Origin of the sequence: Eubacterium multiforme, from assembly GCF_030813415.1 — a bacterium.
Lineage (GTDB): Bacteria > Bacillota > Clostridia > Clostridiales > Clostridiaceae > Clostridium > Clostridium multiforme.
In genome coordinates, this window is sequence record NZ_JAUSUF010000003.1 from 16798 (window position 1) to 40482 (window position 23685).

At 26.7% G+C, this 23685-nt stretch carries 18 protein-coding genes and 1 CRISPR repeat array; all 18 genes read left to right on the forward strand.

The genetic code is table 11. The features are described from left to right. The first annotated feature begins 4 nt into the window (after positions 1–4). A complete protein-coding gene (locus J2S18_RS06330) occupies positions 5–373 on the forward strand; it encodes a hypothetical protein (RefSeq protein ID WP_307484724.1) in 369 nt (122 codons plus the stop codon). 34 nt (positions 374–407) lie between these two features. After that, positions 408–695 carry a Gp15 family bacteriophage protein gene (locus J2S18_RS06335; protein WP_503128517.1) on the forward strand — a complete coding sequence of 96 codons (288 nt, stop codon included), beginning with the start codon at positions 408–410 and terminating at the stop codon, positions 693–695. 44 nt (positions 696–739) lie between these two features. Then, entirely contained in the window at positions 740–4234 is a 3495-nt protein-coding gene (locus J2S18_RS06340; RefSeq protein WP_307484727.1) for a hypothetical protein, read from the forward strand. 3 nt (positions 4235–4237) lie between these two features. After that, the gene (locus tag J2S18_RS06345; RefSeq protein WP_307484730.1) at positions 4238–4591 is read left to right on the forward strand and encodes a DUF6711 family protein; all 354 of its coding nucleotides are present in this window, start codon (positions 4238–4240) and stop codon (positions 4589–4591) included. Between the two features lie 16 nt (positions 4592–4607). Next, on the forward strand, positions 4608–4871 hold the full coding sequence (locus J2S18_RS06350; protein ID WP_307484732.1) for a hypothetical protein: 264 nt from the start codon (positions 4608–4610) through the stop codon (positions 4869–4871). Positions 4872–4934: 63 nt separating this feature from the next. After that, positions 4935–5315, forward strand: a complete 381-nt coding sequence (locus J2S18_RS06355; RefSeq protein WP_307484735.1) for a hypothetical protein — start codon at positions 4935–4937, stop codon at positions 5313–5315. Between the two features lie 34 nt (positions 5316–5349). Beyond that, the gene (locus J2S18_RS06360; RefSeq protein ID WP_307484738.1) at positions 5350–10899 is read left to right on the forward strand and encodes a hypothetical protein; all 5550 of its coding nucleotides are present in this window, start codon (positions 5350–5352) and stop codon (positions 10897–10899) included. 55 nt (positions 10900–10954) lie between these two features. Next, positions 10955–11365 (forward strand): phage holin family protein, encoded by a 411-nt coding sequence (locus J2S18_RS06365; RefSeq protein ID WP_307484739.1) that lies wholly within the window; start codon positions 10955–10957, stop codon positions 11363–11365. Positions 11366–11416: 51 nt separating this feature from the next. Next, on the forward strand, positions 11417–11839 hold the full coding sequence (locus tag J2S18_RS06370) for a hypothetical protein (protein ID WP_307484742.1): 423 nt from the start codon (positions 11417–11419) through the stop codon (positions 11837–11839). Between the two features lie 49 nt (positions 11840–11888). Next, entirely contained in the window at positions 11889–12881 is a 993-nt protein-coding gene (locus tag J2S18_RS06375) for an N-acetylmuramoyl-L-alanine amidase (RefSeq protein ID WP_307484745.1), read from the forward strand. Positions 12882–13229: 348 nt separating this feature from the next. Continuing rightward, positions 13230–14045 carry a PH domain-containing protein gene (locus tag J2S18_RS06380; protein WP_307484749.1) on the forward strand — a complete coding sequence of 272 codons (816 nt, stop codon included), beginning with the start codon at positions 13230–13232 and terminating at the stop codon, positions 14043–14045. Positions 14046–14174: 129 nt separating this feature from the next. Next, positions 14175–14345 (forward strand): transcriptional regulator, encoded by a 171-nt coding sequence (locus tag J2S18_RS06385; protein ID WP_307484752.1) that lies wholly within the window; start codon positions 14175–14177, stop codon positions 14343–14345. A gap of 505 nt (positions 14346–14850) precedes the next feature. Continuing rightward, positions 14851–15933: direct repeats of the CRISPR family, unit length 29 nt; unit sequence GTTTTATCTTAACTATATGGAATGTAAAT. A gap of 381 nt (positions 15934–16314) precedes the next feature. Beyond that, positions 16315–17034, forward strand: a complete 720-nt coding sequence (gene cas6, locus J2S18_RS06390) for a CRISPR-associated endoribonuclease Cas6 (RefSeq protein WP_307484755.1) — start codon at positions 16315–16317, stop codon at positions 17032–17034. Between the two features lie 27 nt (positions 17035–17061). Beyond that, positions 17062–18414 (forward strand): type I CRISPR-associated protein Cas8a1/Csx8, encoded by a 1353-nt coding sequence (cas8a1, locus tag J2S18_RS06395; RefSeq protein WP_307484758.1) that lies wholly within the window; start codon positions 17062–17064, stop codon positions 18412–18414. Further along, a complete protein-coding gene (gene cas7i / locus J2S18_RS06400) occupies positions 18407–19294 on the forward strand; it encodes a type I-B CRISPR-associated protein Cas7/Cst2/DevR (protein WP_307484761.1) in 888 nt (295 codons plus the stop codon). The genes cas8a1 and cas7i overlap by 8 nt, the downstream gene beginning before the upstream one ends. A 2-nt stretch (positions 19295–19296) precedes the next feature. Continuing rightward, positions 19297–20385, forward strand: coding sequence for a CRISPR-associated protein Cas5 (gene cas5, locus J2S18_RS06405; RefSeq protein ID WP_307484763.1), 1089 nt, complete (start codon positions 19297–19299; stop codon positions 20383–20385). A 15-nt stretch (positions 20386–20400) separates the two neighbouring features. Beyond that, entirely contained in the window at positions 20401–22572 is a 2172-nt protein-coding gene (cas3, locus tag J2S18_RS06410; RefSeq protein ID WP_307484764.1) for a CRISPR-associated helicase Cas3', read from the forward strand. 140 nt (positions 22573–22712) lie between these two features. Further along, positions 22713–23651, forward strand: a complete 939-nt coding sequence (locus J2S18_RS06415; protein ID WP_307484767.1) for a helix-turn-helix transcriptional regulator — start codon at positions 22713–22715, stop codon at positions 23649–23651. Positions 23652–23685 lie beyond the last annotated feature (34 nt).

Below are 23685 nucleotides of genomic sequence, written 5' to 3' on the forward strand. Positions count from 1 at the left end.
ATTTATGGCAAAAGTATATAACATAATGGATAAGCTGGTTAATGTAAAACCAATTTTAGAAATAGATGAAAATCATAAATATAAAATAAATAATAGTAAAAACAATGCAGTTTATATTCAATCCTTATTTTCTAATAATAAGAAAAATAAAGGCAAAGATAAAGAAATAAATGAGTTTGAAGCTTTAGATAAAATAATTAAAGCATCTCTAGGTGAAGAGGCATTTGATTATATAGAAAGCTTAGATTTAAGCCTAGAAGGGTATAACTTAATAGTCAATGCTATAATGGCTGGAATATCAAATGTAGAACTTGAAGAAATAGAGGAAATGGGTAAAAAAGAAATGGAGCGATTTCAAGAAGAAGAAAAATAAGCAATGGTACGATTTAATTGAAGATTGGGAGCTTATAGATGCTTCCTTTACCGCTCAATATGGAATAAGACTTAGAAACGAACCAGATATGAGTTGGGATGAGTTTTGTACTTTGCTTAGTGGAATAATGCCTAAGACTCCTTTAGGACAGATAATAAGTATTAGAAGTGAAGATGATGAAGAAATATTAAAGAGTTTTACTAAAGAACAACATAAAATCAGAAATGATTGGAGAAATAAGCAGTTAGAAGAAATGACTGATGAAGAGAAAGAGCAACAAATGAAAGAAATACAAGAATTATTTAAACAAGCATTTAGTTAAATCTAGGTGCTTGTTTTAGTTTGTAAAGAAAGGTAGGTGATTAAATGGCAGATGATGATAGTGTAGGTAAGATTGGCCTTGACTTGGAGATACAAGGGGACGATATAGAAAAACAAATAGAGCAAATGGCATCTAAGATAGGAAGTCAAATAAGTAAAACTTTAGAAGGAATTACAGGAAAGTTTGATTTTAGTTCTATGACTAAAGGAATTACTGAGTCTTTGAATAGGTCCTTTAATAGTATTAATGAAACAATAAAATCTAATGTTGAAAAGAATAAGCAAAGTATATTAAAAACTATTGAAGAAATTAAAGAGAGAGCTTTAGATGCTGTAAGAAGTATTATGGCCAATGCAAAAAAGATTAAATTACCTTTAAACTTTGAACCAGTAAAAAATATTGTAATGCCTAATCAAACTACTGCAAAGACAGTTAGTTCAAGAGGACCACCTAAGACTAGTACAGTAAATCTTGAAGGAGTTAAAGCACAGATAGATAACTTATCTAGTAGCTTAGATATAACTAATAGAAGAATAGAACAACAACAAGAAAAGTTAGCAGGATTAAGAGAAACATATAACTCTACATTTAATCAAGCTAGAAAAAATAAAATAGAAGAACAAATTCTAAAGACAGAAGCTACTATAAATAAACTTATAAGCCAAAGTGACAAGGCAGGATTTAAATTAGCTGACTTGGATGCAGAATTCCAAAGATTAAGTAGTGCAGCTAAGAGTTCTAGTAGTGGAGTAAACCAAGCTAATGAAAGTATAAAGAAAACAGCAGGTGCTGCTAATAATGCTAGTAGAAGTTTAAGAGGTGCGAATAACACCACAAGGCAATATAGAAATAACATTAATGGTGCAAGAAGTGCAACAGGGATGTTTATTGATAGTATGTTTAGATGGGGAATTGTATTTCCTATAATCATGAAAGGTATTTCAGCAGTTGCAGGATATATTGGAAGTGCTTTAATGACAAATGCACAATTTGCAAATAGCTTACAACAAATTAGAACTAATTTAATGGTTGCTTTTATGCCTATTTATCAAGCCGTCCTACCTGCACTTAATGCATTAATGAGTGCACTAGCAACTGTAACTGCATATATTGCAGCATTTGTAAGTGCTTTATTTGGTAAAACATATCAAGCTAGCTTTGGAGCTGCTAAACACATGAATGCTTCCATAGCAGCAATGAAAAATATGGAGAAGCAAGGCAAGAAAACTGGTGGAGCAGTAAAAGGTGTTGGTGATAGTACAGCAAAGGCAGCTAAAAAAATAAAAGGTGCTTTAGCTGGATTTGATGAAATAAATAAATTAAGTCTACCTAAGGATCCAAAAGACAAAGCTCCAAAAACACCTAAAGGTGGTGGAGGGGGAATTGACCCAATACCAATGGTTGCTCCTAATGTAGATTTAAGCCCAGCAAGTGCAGCAATGCAAAAAATAAATGGAATGGTAGAAAAGTTAAAAGATATTATATCTAGAATATTTCAGCCTTTTAAAGCTGCGTGGGCTAGAGAAGGGGCAGCAACTATTGCAAGTATTAAATATGCATTACATGGAATTTGGGAGTTAATAAGGTCTATAGGACATAGTTTTATGGAAGTATGGACAAATGGGACAGGTGAAGCAATACTTGTTGTTATTCTACAGATTTTACAAAACATATTTAATATTATAGGAGATATAGGAATTACTTTTGCTAATGCTTGGAATGCTGGGGGAATAGGAACTGCCATAGTACAATCATTAGCTAATGCATTTTTAAATGTACTGACTCTTATAAAACATATGGGAGATTCTTTAAGACAAGTTTGGGGAGAAGTTGGTCCAGGAGTTGCAAAGACTTTTATGGCGATACTTCATTCAACAGCTAAAGTTCTTGAAAACTTAACTCAAAAATTAGTCTATGTTTGGGATAATGGTGGAAGCCATTTATTCCAAGGATTTATAAGGCTAGGTGCTAAAATATTTGAATTAGCTGGGTATATTTATACTCAATTTGTTGTTCCTATGGTTAATTGGTTTATAAATAATATAGCACCAGTTATTGCAAAGGTAGCTGATATAGTAGGAACTATTCTTGATGCATTTAGTAAATTAATAGATTGGTTAATGGGTAGTGGTAAACCTGTACTAGATATTATGATAAAAACAGTAATTGCATTTTTTGCAGCTTGGAAAGTTGCCAAGTTAGCATCTTTTATTCAACAAGCTGGAGGAGTTGTAGGGGTTCTAGGTAATATAGGTGGTGCTTTAAAAAGATGTGCATCAATTAAAATAGGAAATAAAATTCAAGTTTTAAAATCAGCTATAAACCCATTGAAAAAGTTTGCTAAGGAAACAAAACAAGGAACAACTTTATTAGGAAAATTTGGAGGGAAATTAAAAAATAGCTTAAAGGATGTTGGAAGATTTTCTTTAGCATTGACTAAAAAAGCAGGAAAAGCATTAAAAGACTTTGGAAAGAATTTAGTATCTTTAACTAAAGATAAGCTTTTAAAATTCGGTAAGGCTCTAAAGAACATTGCAAAGGTTGGTGTTGCTAAACTAGGAAGTGGTTTAAAAAGTTTATGGGGCATTTTAATGGCAAATCCAATAGTGCTAGTTGTTGCTTTAATTGCAACAATAGGTATTGCACTAATAGAAGCATATAAACATTGTAAATGGTTTAGAGATGGCGTAAATAAAGTATGGGATTTTATAAAAAAATTATTTAAAGGATTTGCTGATTTCCTTAAAGGCGGATTTTCTAGAGATTGGACTAAATCTTTTGGTATATTTGGAAATATATTAAACGCTTTTTCTAGAAATGTACACAATATATTTGGTGGAGTAAGACGTATCTTTGGAGGAATTATAGATTTTGTTGCAGGTGTATTTACAGGAAATTGGAGAAGAGCTTGGAATGGAGTTAAAGAAATATTCAGAGGAGCATTCCAATGTTTATCTGGAATAGCAAAAGCACCACTTAATGCTGTAATTGGACTTATTAATATGGCAATAAGCGGATTAAATAGAATAAGTTTTACAGCACCAGATTGGATTCCTGGAATTGGTGGTAAGCATTTTGGCGTTCATATACCACATATGAATTATCTTGCAAAAGGTGGTATTGTAAATAAAGCAACTCCTGCAGTAGTAGGAGAAGCAGGAACGGAAGCTGTAGTGCCTTTAGAAAATAATACGCAAGGATTAGATTTACTTGCAAATAAGTTATCTGAAAGAATAAATAATATATTATTAACTTCAAGTAGCTTATTACAACAACCAGATTTAACAATGCTTGGTCAAAATTCTAATAATGATAATACAAATACTAATGATCCTAATTACTTAGAAAAATTAAAAGAAGCAATTATTGAAGCTATAAAAGAGAGCAAAGAAGATAAAGACGATAAATATAACGGAAATAGCGACAGCGATATGGGAGATATAGTCTTAAAAGTTGGAGATACAGAGTTTGGCAGAATTGCTATAAGAACTATAAATAAATTAAATAAAATATCAGGAAAACAATTATTAATACTTTAGGAGGTGGCAATAATAAGCCTAGTAATTAATGGGGTAACAGTTGTTGCCCCTAAAAGTTTTAAAGTAAACATAATGGATTTAGATGGGGAAAATAGTAATAGAAATGCAAAAGGTGTAATGCTTAGAGATAGGTTAAGGGTCACAAGAAAATTAGAATGTGAATGGGGTCCATTAACATCTGATGAGATAAAAACAATATTAAATGCAATAAGTGATGTATATTTTTCAGTTTATTATCCAGATCCAAAGGATGGTAAAACAACAAAAACATTTTATACAGGAGATAGGTCAGCACCAGCTTTTGATTTTAAAAGCAATATGTGGCAGGGACTATCTTTTAATTTAATAGAAAAATAGAAAGAAGGAATTTAGAATGGAAAATGAAGTAAAGGTAACAAGTGTAGTGAGTGAAACAACAAATTTAAATGGAGTAGTTGAAGTTGAGAAGGACGGAATGAAACAACAAGTCTTAAATATGAATTGTTGTTTGAAAGAAAATGGAGTTGCAAACATTCAAACTTATGTAACAAACCAAGAATTATTTTTAGCTAATTCTACTTTAGTTGCAGCAGAAGTACAAAAATTTAGAACAAAGGCTACAGAGGTGGCAAAAGGTTTAAAATGTTTTGTATTTTAGTTTAAGATCTTACACTATGTAGGCTCTTTTATATTTATTAATTTAAGAAAGAAGGATTTGAATATGGCAAAGTTAACAAATAAAGAAATATTAGAAAAAGTAGGAATGTTAGGAGAAATTAGCAGAAAGAGTTTACCAGTAAAGGTTTCTTATGCAATAGGTAAGAATATTGGAAAAATAGAAAGTGAATTAAAGCATTATAACAATGAAAGAGAAAAGATAGTAGATAAATATTGTGAGAAGGATGAAGAAGGTAAATTTAAAATAGAAAATGGTAACTATGTTATCAAAGAAGATGAAAAAGAAAATTGGAATAAAGACATGATAGATTTACAAGACATAGAAGTTGATGTTGATGTGCATAAATTTAAGTTAGAAGAACTTAATGGCTACGATATGACTGCAAGTGAAATGATGTGCATTGACTTTATGATAGAAGAATAGATTTAAATTAATCTCTATGAAAGGAGGTTAGACATTGATTAAGACAACAAAAGCTTTTCTAAAAGAGATAAATAAGCTTGGTGGAAGAAAATTTGTAAGTAAAGTATTAATAAGAGATAAGGAATATAATGACGATAATATTATTGATATGAGCCTAGAGGAAAGTGTTAATCCAGGAGATAACTTTTCACTAGGCTCTGTTGTTTCTAATACATTTGAAATAAATTTAATTAATGTTGATGATATATTTGAAAATGCAATTGTTAAGCCATATATAGGTTTAGAAATTGATAATGAAATAGAGTATATTCCATTAGGTGTATTTACTGTAGATGAAGTATCTAAAAAGGATAAGAAAATTAAATTACAATGTGTAGATAATATGTTTAATTTAGAAAGAGCTTATTTTTCTGACTTAAGTTATCCAGCTAACATAAATGAAGTATTAAAAGAAATATGTAAAAAAGCTGATATAACTTGTAATTCTATATTACCTAATCATTCTATAGATGAAATAAAGGGGTATAGCTTTAGACAAGCAATAGGAATTATTGCAACACTTGCAGGATGTTTTGCTAGATTTAATAGACTTGGAGAGTTAGAAATAATATCTTATGAAGATACAGATTTAAGAATAACACCAGATACATTCTTTAAATTTGAAACAAATGATAAAGATTATATTATAGGAAAGATAACAGCTAAAAAGGGTGAAAAGACTTTTAGTAAAGGCTCTAATACAGAAATAATAATTGATAATCCAGTAATTACAGAAAACATTGTTGGCGACCTTTATAATAAGTTTAAAGATTTTACTTATAGACCATATACTTTAAGTTGGCAAGGTAATCCAGCAGTTCAAGCAGGTGATAGAGTTGTTATAGTTGGGGTAGATAATAAAGAATATAATACATTAATAATGAGTCATAAACTTACTTATAGTGGAGGGATTACAAGTGAATTAAAAGCAACTGGTAAAACAGAAAGTTCTGATAAATTTGATAGTAAAGGCTCTATAACACAAGCTATGGAAAACTATTCTATTGAACAGGCTGCTATTAAAGTAGCGTTGATACAAAAAGCTGATATAGATGAGTTTAATGCATTAAATGGAAGAGTGAATACTTTATATACTGAAGATTTAACATCTTTAAAAGCAAATATTAAGGATTTGCAATCCAATAAAATTAGTACAATAGAATTTAATGCTTTAGAATCTAAGTTGCAAACAGCACTTATAGGTAAAGCAGATGTAAATGAGCTTAATGTAGCTGTAGAAAGGGTTGGAATTGTAGAAGGTAAAACAGCTGCTATAGAGAATATGTTTAATAAAAATATTACATCTAAAAATATAGCAACTGGAGCTATAACTGCTAATTCTGGAATAATTGCAGAAGGTGCAATAGGTGATGCAGAAATTAGTTCTCTTAGTGGTAATAAATTAAGATTTGGAACTATAGATACAAGCTTAGTTAGTATTTTAGGACCACAAGGTAGGCTTAGATTAGTAGGCAATAAACTTCAAGTTATGGATATGAACAATGGTAAGATGTATGAAAGAATAATGTTAGGAATAGATGAAAACAATCAATCTTCTTTAATACTTAGAGGTCCTGATGGTAAAACTGTTTTGATTAATCAAGATGGAATGACAAAACAAGGATTTACTAATGGATATGGAAAACTTGAAGAGAATGAATTAGATGCATCAAAACTTAATATGAATAGTGTGATTAGAGGAATTAATGAAAATGGTAGTGAAACCATTAAAGGAACTAAAGTTCAGGTAGGAGATAGAACTTTAGATGTAGAATTATCTACACAACAAAATTCTATAGTAGAGAATGGTAAAAGATTAGAAAATCAACAAACTAATATTCTTGCATTAGATAATGCTATTAAATTAAAAGTAGATAATCAAGTTTTTAAAGAAACTAAAGATAGCATTAATGCTAATATTTCAGATACTTTGAATAAAGCTAATGCTTATACTAATGTACAAATAAATACAGTTAATACTAATTTATCTAAACATACAGCAGAGCTTAATATATTACAGGAAGAAATAAAAGGTAAAGTATCTCAATCAGATGTAGATAAATCTATAAATAATATAGAAATAGGAGATAGAAATCTATTATTAAATTCAAATTTCATTAATAAATATAAAGATACATCTGTTACTGATAAGCATGGTAATTTATATGCTGAAAATTGGGGTGGGTATAATAGTGGTATAGCAAATCCACAACAGTCTTATCATGCTCATTTAAATATAGAAAAATTTAATTTTCCAGTTTATGAGTTTAATGAAAGTGATGGTAATAGAAATTGGAAAGGTATTTCGCAACGCATAAAAGATAGAGTTACAGAAAGTGGAACTTTTGTTGTAACAATGGATATATATACAACCTTTTTAAAAGGCAATATTTTTGGTGGTTTTTATTATTATAAAAAGGGTTCGGATAAAATGAGTTTTGGTTCTGGTTTTTATAGATTAGAACCTACAAAAATAAATGAATGGCAAACATTAAGTCAAGTATACAAACTGAATGATGATGTTGATTTTAGTAAAGATATAGTTTTTTATGTGTATGGTTATGATTTTGGAGTAAATGCAATAGTTTATTTGCATAACATAAAATTAGTGAAAGGGAATAAGACATCACTTTTATGGACAGCAGCTCCAGAAGATTTAAATCAAGCAATTATTGATAGTGCTAAGAAAATAGATGAAAAGATAAATACAGTATCAACTGAATTGACACAAGCTAAAGATAGTTTTAGTGCTAGTGTTAACAGCCTAAATTCTAAGACAAGTACAATAGAAACTAATATAAGAACAGTTGAAACCAATATTGATGTAAAAATAGATAAAAGTAAACAAGATGCTATAAATCAATCATTAAAAAATACTAACAGCTCTTTAGTTGAGGCTAAAACTTATGCTGATAATGTTTCTAAAGAAAATGCTACTATAGTAGAAAAAGAACTGAAAAAAGCTAAAACTGATTTAAAAAAATATAGTGATGAAGTAGCAATAGCTAAAGCTAATCTTGCACAAGAAAATGCAATAGCTAATGCTGATAATAAAATTACTATTGAAGAACAGGCACGAATTAAGCAAGCACAAGATAATCTTAATAATGCTTTAGCTAAAGTTGAAGAAGCTAAAATATATGCTAATAAAATTACTGTAACTGCAAAAGAAGATGCGATTAAACAAGCAAACAGTAATACTACTAATGCTATTAATAATATTAAATTTAACGATAGAAATTTAATATTAGATAGTTTAATAAATGAAACTTCTGCAATTTATGGCTTTGGAAGTAGACAAATTTCTGTTTCATTAAAAGCAAACACAACTTATACTTTTGTAGTAAATGGTAGAAGTAACAGAAATGGAAATATAGAAGGAAAACATTTACGATGTTACGTTTATGACGTTAATTGGAATTATTTTGGATGTAATTTTTCAATAGAAGAAACTAAAGATATTACAAAATCAATTACTTTTACAACTGGAAGTATACCAGAAAATTTAGTATGGAAAGTTGGGTTTTACTGGTTTCCGAGTGGTGGAGATAGAACTGGTAACGCTACTGTAAACTGGTGTAAATTAGTTGAAGGTAATAAAACATCACCTTCATGGACACCAGCTCCTGAAGATATTGAAAATCAAATCGGTACAGCAAAAAAATCCATTGAAGAAAATACTGCTAAATTAAATCAAGCACAGATTGATTTAAAAAAGTATTCTGATGATGTTTCTACTGCTAGGGTTAATTTAGCTGTAACACAGGTAAAAGCATATGCAGATGGAGTTGTAAGCAAGGAAGAGCAGTCTAGGATAAAACAAGCTACAGAAAATTTAAATATAGCGGTTACAAAAGTTAATCAAGCTAAATCAGATGCACAAAGTTATGCAGAAAACATAGCAACTTCTAAATCTAATTTAGCAAAAGCATATGCAGATGAGGTATCTATTGCTAAGTCAAACCTAGCACAAACACAGGCACAAGCCTATGCAGACGGAATTGTAACTAAAGAAGAGCAATCTAGGATAAAACAAGCTACAGAAAATTTAAATGTTGCTATTGCTAAAGCAACTGATGCTGAAGCAAAAGCTAAGGCATATGCAGACAGTGTTACTGATACAGCTAAAGCAGAAACTAATAAGTATATCAATGGTAAAGTAAAAGATGTTAATAATGTTGTTACAGCTAATACATCAGCAATAAATATATTGAAAACAGAAGTTAGTTCCAAAGTAAATAAAACAGATATAGATACTCTTACAAGGACATTAAATGGAAAGATAATAGAAACTACTTCAAAAATAAATACAGTTGAAACCTCATTAACCCAAAAAACTAACAATATAAATGCATCAGTTAGTGATGTAAAAAGTATATTAAATACTAAAGCTGATGGAAGTACAGTAAGTTCTATACAAAGTCAATTAGCAAGTTTAAATATAGGTGTAGATGGAATAAGAACAGAAGTTGCAAAAAAGACAGATAAAAATAATATTATTAGTGCAATAAACCAATCAGCAGAAGAAATTAAGATAGATGCTAGTAAAATTAAGTTAAATGGATTAACAACATTTGCAAGGAATACAGGAATAAAAGCTATGGAAATAGATGGACCAATTATTAATTTTTATGATTGGGAAGATACTAGTAGAAAAGATTCAATAGGAAGTATATATTCAAGTAGGATTGGTGGAGATAGAAATAAAACAGGCATAACAATAGCAAATGAAAAAAATACAACAGTAGCTATAGCCTATTATAGTGATAAAGATAAGAATTACTTTCCGTATATAAGATTTGATAAAGATAATATTAATAATCAAATGTGTCCTATAACATTATATGAAGATATAAATTTAAATGGATATACAATGTATTTAGGAGATACCAAAAGAAATTACATGTATCAATCTAGTGGTGGAGATTTTTGCATAAAAACAGCACATGGATTAAAAATAATGGATAAAGACAATGGGAATTATACTGCTAATTTAGATGCTAATTACACTGGGTTTGCAAAATGGGATCAAAATCATTATTATGCTCAATTTTTCCCAGGAGGTTTTCAATTTTCAGGTAATGATGGAAAGGCACTTTTTTGGCTAGATGATGGTTCATGGGATATATGCACTAAGGTTGGTATGAATATGTGTGTGCAAGGAAATTTATCTGTTAATGGAAAGAAAAATAGAATTGTAGAAACAGGAATTGGAAATCTAGCATTAAATGCAGTAGAAAGTACAGAATGTTGGTTTACAGATATGTCTATAGAACAGAATAGAACTGATTCAAATGGTGATTGCATAATTTGGTTTGATAATACATTCTTATTAACTGTTAATACAAAATGTAGATATAAAATAGATGTAACTCCACTTGGAGAATTTGCATCAAATGGCAAATTAACTTATGTTAGGGTTGTAGAAAAAACAGAGCGATATTTTAAGGTTAGAGGTACACCGAATACATTATTTGACTGGACCATAACTGCAAAACAAATAGGATATGAAAATATAAGATTAGAAAAAGTTAAAAAGGGCTAGTTAATTCTAGTCTTTTTTCTTTATAAAAAATTAGACAGAAAGAAAGGAAAGATTAATGGATAATGTTTTAAATCAATTAAAAATTTTTGTTGCAGTATTAGGAGTTTTATTTACCTGGTTGTTTGGAGCATGGGACACTCCACTAATTGTATTAATAATATTTATGGTGATTGACTATCTAACAGGGCTTACGAAAGGATATGTAAATAAAGATTTAAGTTCTAATATAGGGCTTAAAGGTATAGCAAGGAAATGTGTTATATTTGCAATACTTATTGTAGCAGTTATGCTAGATAGACTCCTAAATACAGGTAATTGGGTATTTAGAAGCCTTGTATGTTATTTTTACATAGCGAATGAGGGAATAAGTATTTTAGAAAATGCATCAGAGTTAGGAGCACCAGTTCCAAGCAAATTAAAAAATGCATTAATACAATTAAGAGAAGATAAAGAAGAGCATAAATAGTTTTATTTGTGCTTTATTTTTATAAATAAATTTAAGAAAGAAGGAATTTAAATGTTAAAAGAGCTTATTAAAATTTTAGTAAAGTTAGTGGAAGCAAAATTAAAGAAAACAGGAATGGAAGAGGAGATATTAAATCATAAAAAGTATATTGATACAGCTAAAGAAGTATGGGGAATAGTTGATGAACAGTTTAGGCTTACACAAAATGTTAAGGAAAAATTATCTAGCAAAGCTGATGAATTTAACAAGAAGTTTTTAAAAGAACATCCAGAAGTATCTAAAGAAGATATTGAATACTTTAGGCAAGCAGTAGCTGGAGAAGTTAATCAAGGCAAACAAGCTGTATTAGATAATTCAGAAATTTTAAGAAAATTACAATCTGAAAATGAAGAATTAAAAGCTAAAAATTCAGATTTGGAAAATAAATTAAACGCTATTTCAAATTATGTACCAAAGGAAGAGCAAGGACAATAGTCCTTGTTCTTTTTTATATATAAATTTAGCAAGAAAGAAGGATTAAAAAATGGTATTAATGAAAAGAAGAATAGACCCAGACGACCATTATAACGGAAGGAATGCAATAAAATATATAGTAGTGCATGATACTGGAAATAAGACAGATTCAGATGAAGGAAATGCTAATTATTTTTGCACTGGTACTCGTAATGCATCAGCTCATTATTTTGTAGATGATGACTCAATTACACAAGTTGTTGAAGAATATAATGGGGCTTGGCATTGTGGAGATGGACATGGTGTTTATGGAATAGATAATAGAAATAGTTTAGGTATAGAAATGTGTAGAAGAAATAATGAAGTTACTTCTAAGACTATTGAAAATACAATATGGCTTGTGAAAAGGCTGCAAGATAAATATAATGTTTCTGATAATAGAGTAGTAAGACATTATGATGCAAGTAGAAAGATATGTCCAGAAGCATTATCACATAATAATTGGGCTAAATGGAGAGCTTTCAAGGAAAAGTTAACAGGAAATGCTCCAGAAATTGAAGTTAGAAATTCAATTATAGATATTACTTTAGATAAAGCAAGAAAATATGTAGGAGCTAGATGTGAGGAACTACAAAGGCTACTTATAAAAGCAGGATATAATTGTGGCGGGTATGGACCAGATGGAAAGTTTGGTAGAGGAACTTATAATTCTTTATTAGATTTCCAAAGGGATCATGGATTATCTCCAGATGGTTTAGCTGGAACAAATACTTTTGCTAAATTAAGAGAGGTTACAACTTCTAATAGTAATAATTATAAGAAAGAATATGTAGAACATGGTACTTGCACAGTAGCAGTAAATAGCCTATGTATAAGAAGTAATCCTTCTTTAAATGCAGAAGTTAAAGGGCATTATGATAAAGGCAGCAAAGTAAAATATGATTACGTAATAGATAATGATGGTTACAGATGGATACGTTGGGTAGGAGCTACAAGTGGTAAATATAGATATATGGCAGTTAGAAATCTTAAAACAAATGAAAGATTAGGACATTGTGAATAATAATTATTTTAGGCAGGAGAAATCCTGCCTTTATTTTTATTTAAAAATTAAAAATATAACAACAGCAATTAAATATATAAAATTGCAAAACATCATATTTAAAATAAGAAAAATATTATATTTGAATAGATTATTTTTCAAAATCATCACCTTCTTTTCTTTTGTTTTTATAATATACAATTCTAAAAATAAATTTATAACTAAAAAATGCTTTAGTTATGCATTAAAGCACTTATTTTGCTTTACAATATATTGTGTACAGTTGATTTACATAGTAAAAAGTGCTACTAAAAGAATTAAAAAATGCTAAAATATAAATATAGATATATTTGCCAAGGAGGAGAAGTTATGGGATTTTTTGATAAAACAGAGGAGAAGGAAGAAAATAAACTAGGAGAATATTCACTTGATAGTAGTAAAAAAGAAATTCAGGAGTTACAAGGTATATTAAAAGATAATGAAGAGTGTAATTACTTAGTTGAAGGATGTACTGAAGAAGGAAGTTGGATAATCGCTACTACAAATAGCAGACTAATATTTTTACATAAAAAATTCAAAGGAGATATTAAAGTAGAAGAAATAAGTATCAATGATATAAAGTTTACAAATTTTAAAACAGGTTTACTATCTGGAAAAATAGAAATAGGACTAAATGATGAATACATTGTAATTACTAATATCTATAAAGATTATGTTGAAGGTATGTTTAATATTTTAAATGAAACAATAATTAAATGTATTATGAATAGAGATAATATTGAGTATGGAGAAGCAAAATTAGTCTGGGCTGATATTTCTAAAGAATATGAATTAGCCAAGCTTGAAAAAGAAAATAAGTTAAAGGAAGAAAAGAAGGAAAAAGAAAGACAAGAGTATGAGAAAGCCAAAATAGAATATGAAGAAAAAATAAAAGCCAAGGCAGAAGAAAAAAGAAATGAAAAACAGTATCAGAAAGATAGATTAAAACAATTAAAGAGGGATCATATACCTTATTGTCCTAAATGCCATAGTACAGCAATAACTTATCAAGGCAAAAAAATTAGTATAGGTAAAGCTATAGTTGGAGGAGCTCTTTTAGGTCCAGGAGGAACAGTTCTTGGTGGACTTAGTGGTAAAAAAGGAAAAGTAGTTTGCTTAAATTGTGGACATAAATGGAAGTTGTAAATTAAAAGGACTATGAGGTTTTAATCATAGTCCTTTTGAGTTTATGGTGAAATTAAATATTTTAAAGAGTACTAAATAAAATATTTAATCTATAAAATAGTTTTGCTTATTAAAAGGGGACATTGAAATATGGAATCACGATATTATTTTGTAAAAGATGTTATGAAGATGTTAGAGGTTAAAGAAACTAAAGCATATGCAATAATACGAGAATTAAATGAGGAGCCTAATAAAAATGGTTATATAACAGTTGCTGGAAGAGTGTCAAAAAGGTATTTTGATAAAAGATATTATATATAGTAAGAATTTTAAATTTGTTGTTTATATAGTTTTAATGTATAACAAAAGACTAGGAATTATTAATTCTAGTCTTTTGCTTATATTTGCCTACATAAATTCAATTTTGCTGGCAGATTGACGACATATATATAAATTTAAATAACTTATTTTAATAGTAATTAACATCGCATAGATATATAGTATTACTTTACATTAAGAAAAAACAACATTATATAGTAATAATTAAAATTATATAGATAGATAAAAAATATAAATTTAATTATACTAGTCATGTTGAGAACGTAGCTTTACTATACTTAAAATAATTGTTTCGAAAAATATTAGTGCAGTAGATCGAGTTTTTAAAGAAATACTTTCTAGGCATTGTAAATGAACAGGTTAGAAGTTGTGTGGAGTATATTTCCAATGTATTACTTAAGGTTTACTGCAAAAGAGTATTAAATATGGTAGAATATTAATATAAAGAATGGCTTAAATAAGCCATTCTTTAACATAGAATTTTTAGGTTTTATCTTAACTATATGGAATGTAAATTGAGTTAATAATTTACTAAATTCATCATCTAATTTATGTTTTATCTTAACTATATGGAATGTAAATTGGGTAGATAGTCCACTAATAAATAATTATTCCCATATGTTTTATCTTAACTATATGGAATGTAAATTCTTCCAGTTCTATTATTAAAAGAAACACCAGTAACTGTTTTATCTTAACTATATGGAATGTAAATACAAAATATTAAAAGTAAATTATTATAAAGACTATGGTTTTATCTTAACTATATGGAATGTAAATACAGAAAATAAAACAGAGCAATAATTTAATATAGACAGTTTTATCTTAACTATATGGAATGTAAATTATAGTAATGCAAATACTGCAAGTCAGATAAATGCTGGTTTTATCTTAACTATATGGAATGTAAATTCAACTAAATCAAGAACCGTTGGCTCTTATAGTAGAGGTTTTATCTTAACTATATGGAATGTAAATATTTAGTAGGAAGTGCTTTAAGTATGAACGCTATGGGGTTTTATCTTAACTATATGGAATGTAAATACAGCAGAGTTCAATGTTTATGGTGAACCACTTTATTGTTTTATCTTAACTATATGGAATGTAAATTTCAAAATGAGTGTATTTGTATAATGAATTTAATTCGTTTTATCTTAACTATATGGAATGTAAATTTTTCTTTTGCTAATTTATCTTTAAATTGCAAATGGTTTTATCTTAACTATATGGAATGTAAATAACTTTAAAAAGAGATTTGAAAATAAGTTTATGGACTAGTTTTATCTTAACTATATGGAATGTAAATGATAGAAAAGATGAAGTATTAGGTTACTTACATGAAAGTTTTATCTTAACTATATGGAATGTAAATCTACATAAAATCTTCTAAGCTTACGTTGAAATTTACAGTTTTATCTTAACTATATGGAATGTAAATCTAGCAAATTTAACATCATATTGTAATTCATAAATCGTTTTATCTTAACTATATGGAATGTAAATAAATGTAATAAATAAAGAGTATGAAGAAAAGATAGATAGTTTTATCTTAACTGTAAGGAATATAAATAGTGTGAATGATTTAAAGAACCATACTAAATAATGATAATAAAAATATATCTAAAGTTGCTAGGCGTTTTAATGTTTCTAGATCCTTTGCATGGAAATTATTAAAAGAAAATAAATTGATATAATATAATTGAAGAGATTTAACTATTAATTTAAAAATTAATTTACCTGCATAATAAAAGTTCATTATTATGCAACTAAATTTATTATAATTAACCTTTGTATAATATTATATTTTTGAGTAAAAATTTAAAAAATAATTATAAAAAAATAATTATGGACCAAATATGTCACTAATTAAGATTAAAATTTAATTATGAAATAAATTGACAAAATTTTAAAAAGGTAACAAAATTTAATTATAGAGTATAGGAGGTGCATGATGAAAATTTCTATTACAGGAAGAATGAAAGGAAATAAAATTCAAATTGGGTATAGGATGTTTATATTAAGTATGATAAAAAAAATCCTATCAGATTTTGATGAGAAATATTTTAATAGTATTTTTTTTCATGATGGTAAAAAGTCTAAAAAGATAAAGCCATTTACTTTTAGTGTGTTTTTTAGAGATTATAAAATAAAAGGAAAATATATAGAAGTGAATGGAGAAGTAAAGATAATAATATCTTCAGCTGATATGAAACTTATGATGATTCTTTTTAATGGTTTTATGAATATGAAGAATTATGGAGACTTTATAAAATTTTCAGTTAATGTTGAAAAGGAAAGGAAAATCAATAAAGATGAAGCAATATTTAAAACGTTATCACCGATTTATATTAAAGATAAAGATGGAAAAGATTTAGATATTGAAGATGAAAATTATAATAAAGTATTTAATTATTATGCAGATATAATATTAAGATCATATAGAGGATATGGATTAAATAAAACTTTAGAATTTATACCTTTAAACATGAAAAAAATAGTAGCTAAAGAACAAATTAAAGGATTTAAAGAAAAAACAGGAAAAGAATACATTTATATAAAAGCTTATTCTGGAATTTTTAAACTTATTGGAAACACTGAAGATTTAAATCTTTTAAAGGACTTAGGTGTTGGTGCAAGAAGAAGTGGATTTGGGAATATTGATTTATTTTAAAATTTTAAGAGGAGGTGATATTATTATATGAAAAATATTATAAATGAAGATAAATTTGATTATTCTATAGAAGCTTCTGATTGGAGATATAGTGCTGCAATTGTTGGACTTATAAAATATTTTGATTATCTTCATGGAAAAGGAATTGAAGATAAGGAAAATTTATATCAAATAGATGATGATATTTTGAAATATAATAGTAAAGCAATAACAGAGGAAAATTATTTATTATTTGTAGAAAAAACTTTTTCAAAAGAAATGCATCATTTATCTATAGAATCAATACTAGCTAATGATGAAATTACAGAGGAACAAGAAAAATTAATAAATGAAAAATTAAAAGCAAATAAGCCAATGCAAAATGTCTTCAATAAAATTAAGTATTCAGAGGAAAATAAAGAAGTTATTCTAGATTTAATAAATAAAAATAGATTGGAACTTATAAAAAGGACATATGAAAAAGGACTTAAATTGTATAAAAAATTTAACAATGAAAATTCTTTATTTTCAAAAGAAGGTAAGTCTTGTAGAATTCTTAATTATTATGTTGATATGGCGAAGAAAGGCAAGAGTCTAGGATATTTTTGGGATATCACTACATTCAGTTATCAAGATGATGAAGTATTCGATTTCATACCTTTTGCATTTTCTAAATCATATGAGGCATTTTTTATAAATAATAATTACTCAATAAAAGAATTATTAAAAAGCAATTCATTAATAGAAAATAGTGAGCATCCAAGAGATACGTTATTTAGTGAACTTAAAAATTCTAGTGAATACATTGATTTTGATGTAGAAGTTATTATTAAAAATCAAGGAGAAGCATATTATAAAACTCTTTTTCTTAGAAAAGAAACAATAGAAATATTAAAAAAAATAGAAAACTATAATGGAATAAAAGTAGTTTATAAAGATAAAAACCCAAAAAGTCCTGATTATTTAGAAAATGATATCATTGATTGTATATTAAATAAGATAAAGTTAGATTCAATAATAGAAATGTTATTAAAGTCAACTAAATACAATTATTCATACAATATAAAGACACTTATAGATATAAATAAGTTAATATATGGAGGGGATATAATGAATCAAAAAATGAAAGGAGCTTTTGCTGCTGCTAAATCTGTAAATAAAGGGTTAGAAGCAAATAAAATAAATAGCTACAAACAAAAGTTAATAAGCTCTATAACTTTTAAAAATTATGATAGATTTTGTGAAATACTACTTCAACTATCATCTTATTCTGGAATAGTATTTAATTTTGCTTATGATTTATTTGATGATTTTGAGGAAAATAAAAACTTAGCATATACATTTATAAATGCACTTGGAAATAATGAAAGCAATAAAGAAGGAGGAGAAAATAATGAGTAAAAAGTCTTTAACACTTACAGTTATAGCAAATATGACTTCAAACTATGGGGAAGGTCTAGGTAATATATCTTCAGTACAAAAAGTTTTTAGAAATGGAAAAATATATGCAACTAGAAGTAGAGAAAGTATTAAAAATGGAATAATGGTTCAAAGTGGGCTTTATGATGATTTAGAAACTATTATAGATAAAAAAGTAAATCAAAAAGCTGTATCAAAGGATTTAAATGTTACAAATTGTAGAGCATTAGAAGGCGGGTATATGAATACAGTTAATAATACTTATGTTAGAAACAGTTCATTTTATTTAACTGATGCAGTAGCTTGTAATGAATTTGTTAATGAATATAGATTTCACAACAACTTATATATGGCAACAAACTATGCTAAAAAGAATGGTATAAATCTACAAGCAAAAGCAGGAGAAGCTGGACTTATGCCTTATCAATATGAATATGATAAATCATTAAAACAATATAGTATGACAATAGATTTAGAAATGATAGGAAGAGATGAAAATTTCGATTCACAGGAAGCAAGTAATGAAGAAAAGGCAACGAGAGTAAAAATGCTTTTAAATGCAGTAGAAAATCTTTCATTAGTTGTAAAGGGAAATCTTGATAATGCAGAGCCAATATTTATAGTTGGTGGACTTGTAAATAGAAAAACTCATTATTTTGAAAATGTAGTTAGTGTAAAAAATAATAAATTAGAAGTTACAGAAGATTTAAAAGATAGAGTAGATAATGGATGTTATGTTGGATTATTAGAAGGAGAAAATCTAGCAAATGAAGGAGAAATAAAAGAAAAATTAAGTCCTTTAAGTATAAGAAAATTTTTTAAGAAATTAGAAGAAGAAGTAGACGAGTATTATGGTATTTAATTATGGAAGCTTTAAGAATAGTTTTAAAACAAAATAGTGCTAACTATAAAAAAGAAGAAACTTCTTTAAATAAGATGACATATCCATTACCACCTTTTTCAACAGTTATTGGAGCTATTCATAATGCATGTAATTATAAAAAATATAGGACTATGGATGTAAGTATTCAAGGAAATTATGAATCATTAACTTTAGAGCCATATACAGACTATTGTTTTTTAAATACAGTTATGGATGATAGAGGAATACTTGTAAAATTTAAAAATTCAAATAGTTTATCAATGGCTTATGAAAAAGTTGCAAAGGCATTAAAAGCTAAAGGAAATAGTTTTAGAAAAGGAACAACAATACAAGTATATAATGAAGAACTTTTACAAGAGTTTAGATGTTTAAAAGATTTATCTGAAAAGATAGGCGGAGAATTAAAAAGAGAAAAAGATAATAAATTAAAACTAATAAAAGATGAAAAGAAACATTTATCTGAGAAGAAAAAAGAACTTAAAGGAAATAAGATTGCGTTAGAAGAGATTAAGAAAAGGGAAGCAGATCTTAAACTTAAAGAAAAAAATATAAAAGATGAGTTTGAAAATTTTAAAGAAGAAAATTATACAAAACCATATTCAAGATTTGCTAGTTTAACAACTTCATTAAAATATTATGAAACTTTAAATAATATAAATCTAATTATTCATATAAGAAGTGATAAAGAAACTTTATTTGATATAGAAAAAAATATTTATAACCTAAAATCAATTGGGAGAAGTGAAGATTTTGTTGATATACAAGAAGTTAAAATGGTTGAACTTCTTAAAGAAGTTGAAGACAAAGATGAAATAATAAATTCAAATTCAGCATATATTGATTTTAATTTAGTAAAAGAAGAAGTAATTGAATCTATAAAAGCTAGTGATAGTAAATGCTGTTCTGGAACTAAGTATTATTTGAATAAAGACTATAAAATAATTGATAATAAGAGGGTTTTTAATAAAAAAAAGGTCTTATTTATTTCAAAATATATGGTAGGAAAAGCGGCAGAAAATGTTTATTTTGATATAGATGATAATAATAAATATATAGTGAATTTCATATAACTTGGAGGTTTTAAAATGGATTTAAGTATTTATAGTGCTAAGCTAGATAAATCAATAAGAGAGCATACAGATGATTTATTAAACAATCTTGAGTATTTAAAGGAGCTTGGTTATATAAAAGATGAAAAAATACTAAATCTTACGAAAATAGCTTGTGAATATCATGATTTTGGAAAAGCAAATAGAGAATTTCAGTATAGGATAAAACATGGAACAGATTTTAATACTAAAAAGGAGATAGCTCATAATCTGCTATCTCTTTATTTTATAAATCCAAAAGATTTTGATAATAAGGAAGACTATTATAGAGTATGTTTTGCGGTATTATTTCATCATTATTATTATGATGATAATTTAAAAACATTAATAGATGAAAAAGAGTTAATAGAAGATTTATTAAGTGATTTTGAAACATATAAATTAAAACCAATTACACCAAAAAGAATTGGTAAAATAAGAGGAGATAATGAAGCTATATTAGTTAAAGGGTTTGTAAATAAGTGCGATTTTAGTGCAAGTGGAGGAACAAAAATAGAATATAAGAATGATTTCTTAAATATGAGCTTAGAGAATCTTTTATCTATTTGGAAAGTTAAAAATAAAAATGCAAGTTGGAATGAACTTCAAGAGTTTTGCAAAAATAATTCAAATGAAAATATTATTGTTGTAGCACAAACTGGAATGGGAAAAACTGAAGCTGGATTACATTGGATTGGAGATAATAAAGGATTTTTTATTTTACCATTAAAAACTGCAATAAATGCTATTTATAAAAGAATTTCAGAAGATATTGTAAGTAATGGAATAGAGCATAAAGTGGCATTAATACATTCAGATACTCTTTCTTATTACAATGATAATAGTGACAAAAATATAGATATATTAACTTATAAAAAAGAAGGAAAGCAATTAGCAATACCCCTTAATATAACAACTTTAGATCAAATATTTGACTTTGTTTTAAAGTATAAAGGATATGAAATGAAAGCGGCAACATTATCATATTCAAAGGTTGTTATAGATGAAATACAAATGTATAGTGCAGATTTATTAGCTTATTTAATTTATGGAGTAAAAAGTATAATTAAATTAGGTGGGAAAGTTGCAATTTTAACAGCAACATTAGCTCCTTTCATAAAAGATTTATTAATTGGAGAAGGTAATGAATTTAATTTTAAAGAAAGCACTTTTGTTAATGATTTAAAAAGACACAATATAAAAACTTATGAATCAAAAATAAATAGTGAAACAATTTATAATAAATATAAAGAAAATAAGGAGAGTGGAGTAAGTAATAAAATATTAGTAGTCTGTAATACAATAAAAAAGGCACAAGAGTTATATAAAGAATTAAGTGAAAAAGGTATAGACAATTTAGAAATTTTTCATAGTAAATTTATAAAAAAAGATAGAGCTAGTAAAGAAAATAAAATTTTAAAATTTGGAAAAACAGATTTTAAAGGAGATGGAATATGGATTTCAACACAAATTGTAGAGGCAAGTTTGGATATTGATTTTGATTATTTATTTACAGAGCTATCTGATATTAATGGATTATTTCAAAGGTTAGGAAGATGTAATAGAAAAGGAGAAAAATCAGTAGAAAATCATAACTGCTTTGTTTTTTTAGATGTTGATGATAATATACTAACAAAAGGAAATACAGGCTTTATAGATAGAAAAATATATGAATTATCAAAAGAAGCTTTAAAAAATAAAGATGGAGTATTATCAGAAAAAGAAAAAGTTGAAATTATAAATAGAACTTTAACAACTAAAAATATAAAAGGCAGTAAATATTATGAAGAATATAATGAATTTTCAGATTGGATAAAAGAAGTTAATCCATATGAAATAGATAAAAAAGATGCTAAACTTAGAAATATAGTATCTTTTGATATAATGCCAAAATCAATTTATGAAGAAAATATTGAAGTAATAACTGAATGTATAGATAAATTAAGAGATAAGAATGTATCAAAATTAGAAAAAATTAAAATTAGAGATACGCTTAAAGGTTGCACAGTATCAGTAGGAAAATATGACTTGGAAGTTTTAGGAAAAACAGCATTGTATAAAGAAATAGAAATAAGTAAATATGAAAAAATTCCAGTTGTAAGTTGTGAATATGGTAAATTAGGTTTTATGAGAAGTAAAGAAAATAATATATATGATAATTTCTTATAATAAATAATTATTTTATAAGTGTTTTTGGTGAATTAAAAATAACTTAAATTATATATATTAGAAAATGCGTTAAATCTAAAGAAAATAAATTGATACAACAAAGTATAGTAGTTAAAAATATTGTATTAAAGGAGTAATTTATGAGTAATTTAGAAAATATTCTAAAAATGCTTTTTGAATTAAAAAAAGGAAATATAGTTAAGAAAAAGGATTTAGCAAATAAATTAGATGTTACAGAAAAACAAATATTAAGATATAAAAATGCAATAAGTGAATTATTTACAATAGAGTCTATACCAGGACCAAATGGTGGTTATAAAATGATAGATTCATATTTCCCTTTTAAGGAATTACTTACAAAAGAAGAAATAATGATTTTAAAAATGCATATAAGTTCATGTCAATATAGTGATATAGAAAGTGAAAAACTAAAAAGAGCATTAGAAAAAATAAATTACACAATTTTAAAAGATACAGATAATATTTCAGCACAGATGATACCGTATTCAAAAGTTAATGTGAATAATGAAGATATTTTAATTATGCAGAGATATTTTTATGAAGCAGTATTAAATAAGAAACAGGTAATAATAGAGTATACAGGAAATAATGGAATAAATACAAAAAGGAGAATAGAACCTTATAAATTAATTATATTTAAAGGAGAATGGTATGTAGTTTCAAAATGTTTACTGAAAAATAGTATAAGATTTTTCAAATTAATAAGAATAACAAATTATATAATAACAAATAAAAAGTTTAAAGTCGATATTGATGTAGATAAATTAATAAATGAGTATAAGAAAAATAGTATAGGTATTTTTGGAGGAAAAGAATATGATATAGAGTTAGAAATTACTCCTCCAATTGCTAATACTATAAAAGAGAGAATATGGGTTGATAATCAGATAATAAAAGAATTAGATAATGGGAAAATATTATTTAAAGCGAGGATGAATATTGATCCAGAAATAGTTTCATGGATTTTTTCTATGAAAAGTTCAGTTAAAATTATAAAACCTGATATACTTAAAAAAGAAGTTAAATGTGAACTTCAAAAAATGATTGAAAATTTATAAAATTCATATGTTAAAATGTAAGTATTACAAATTA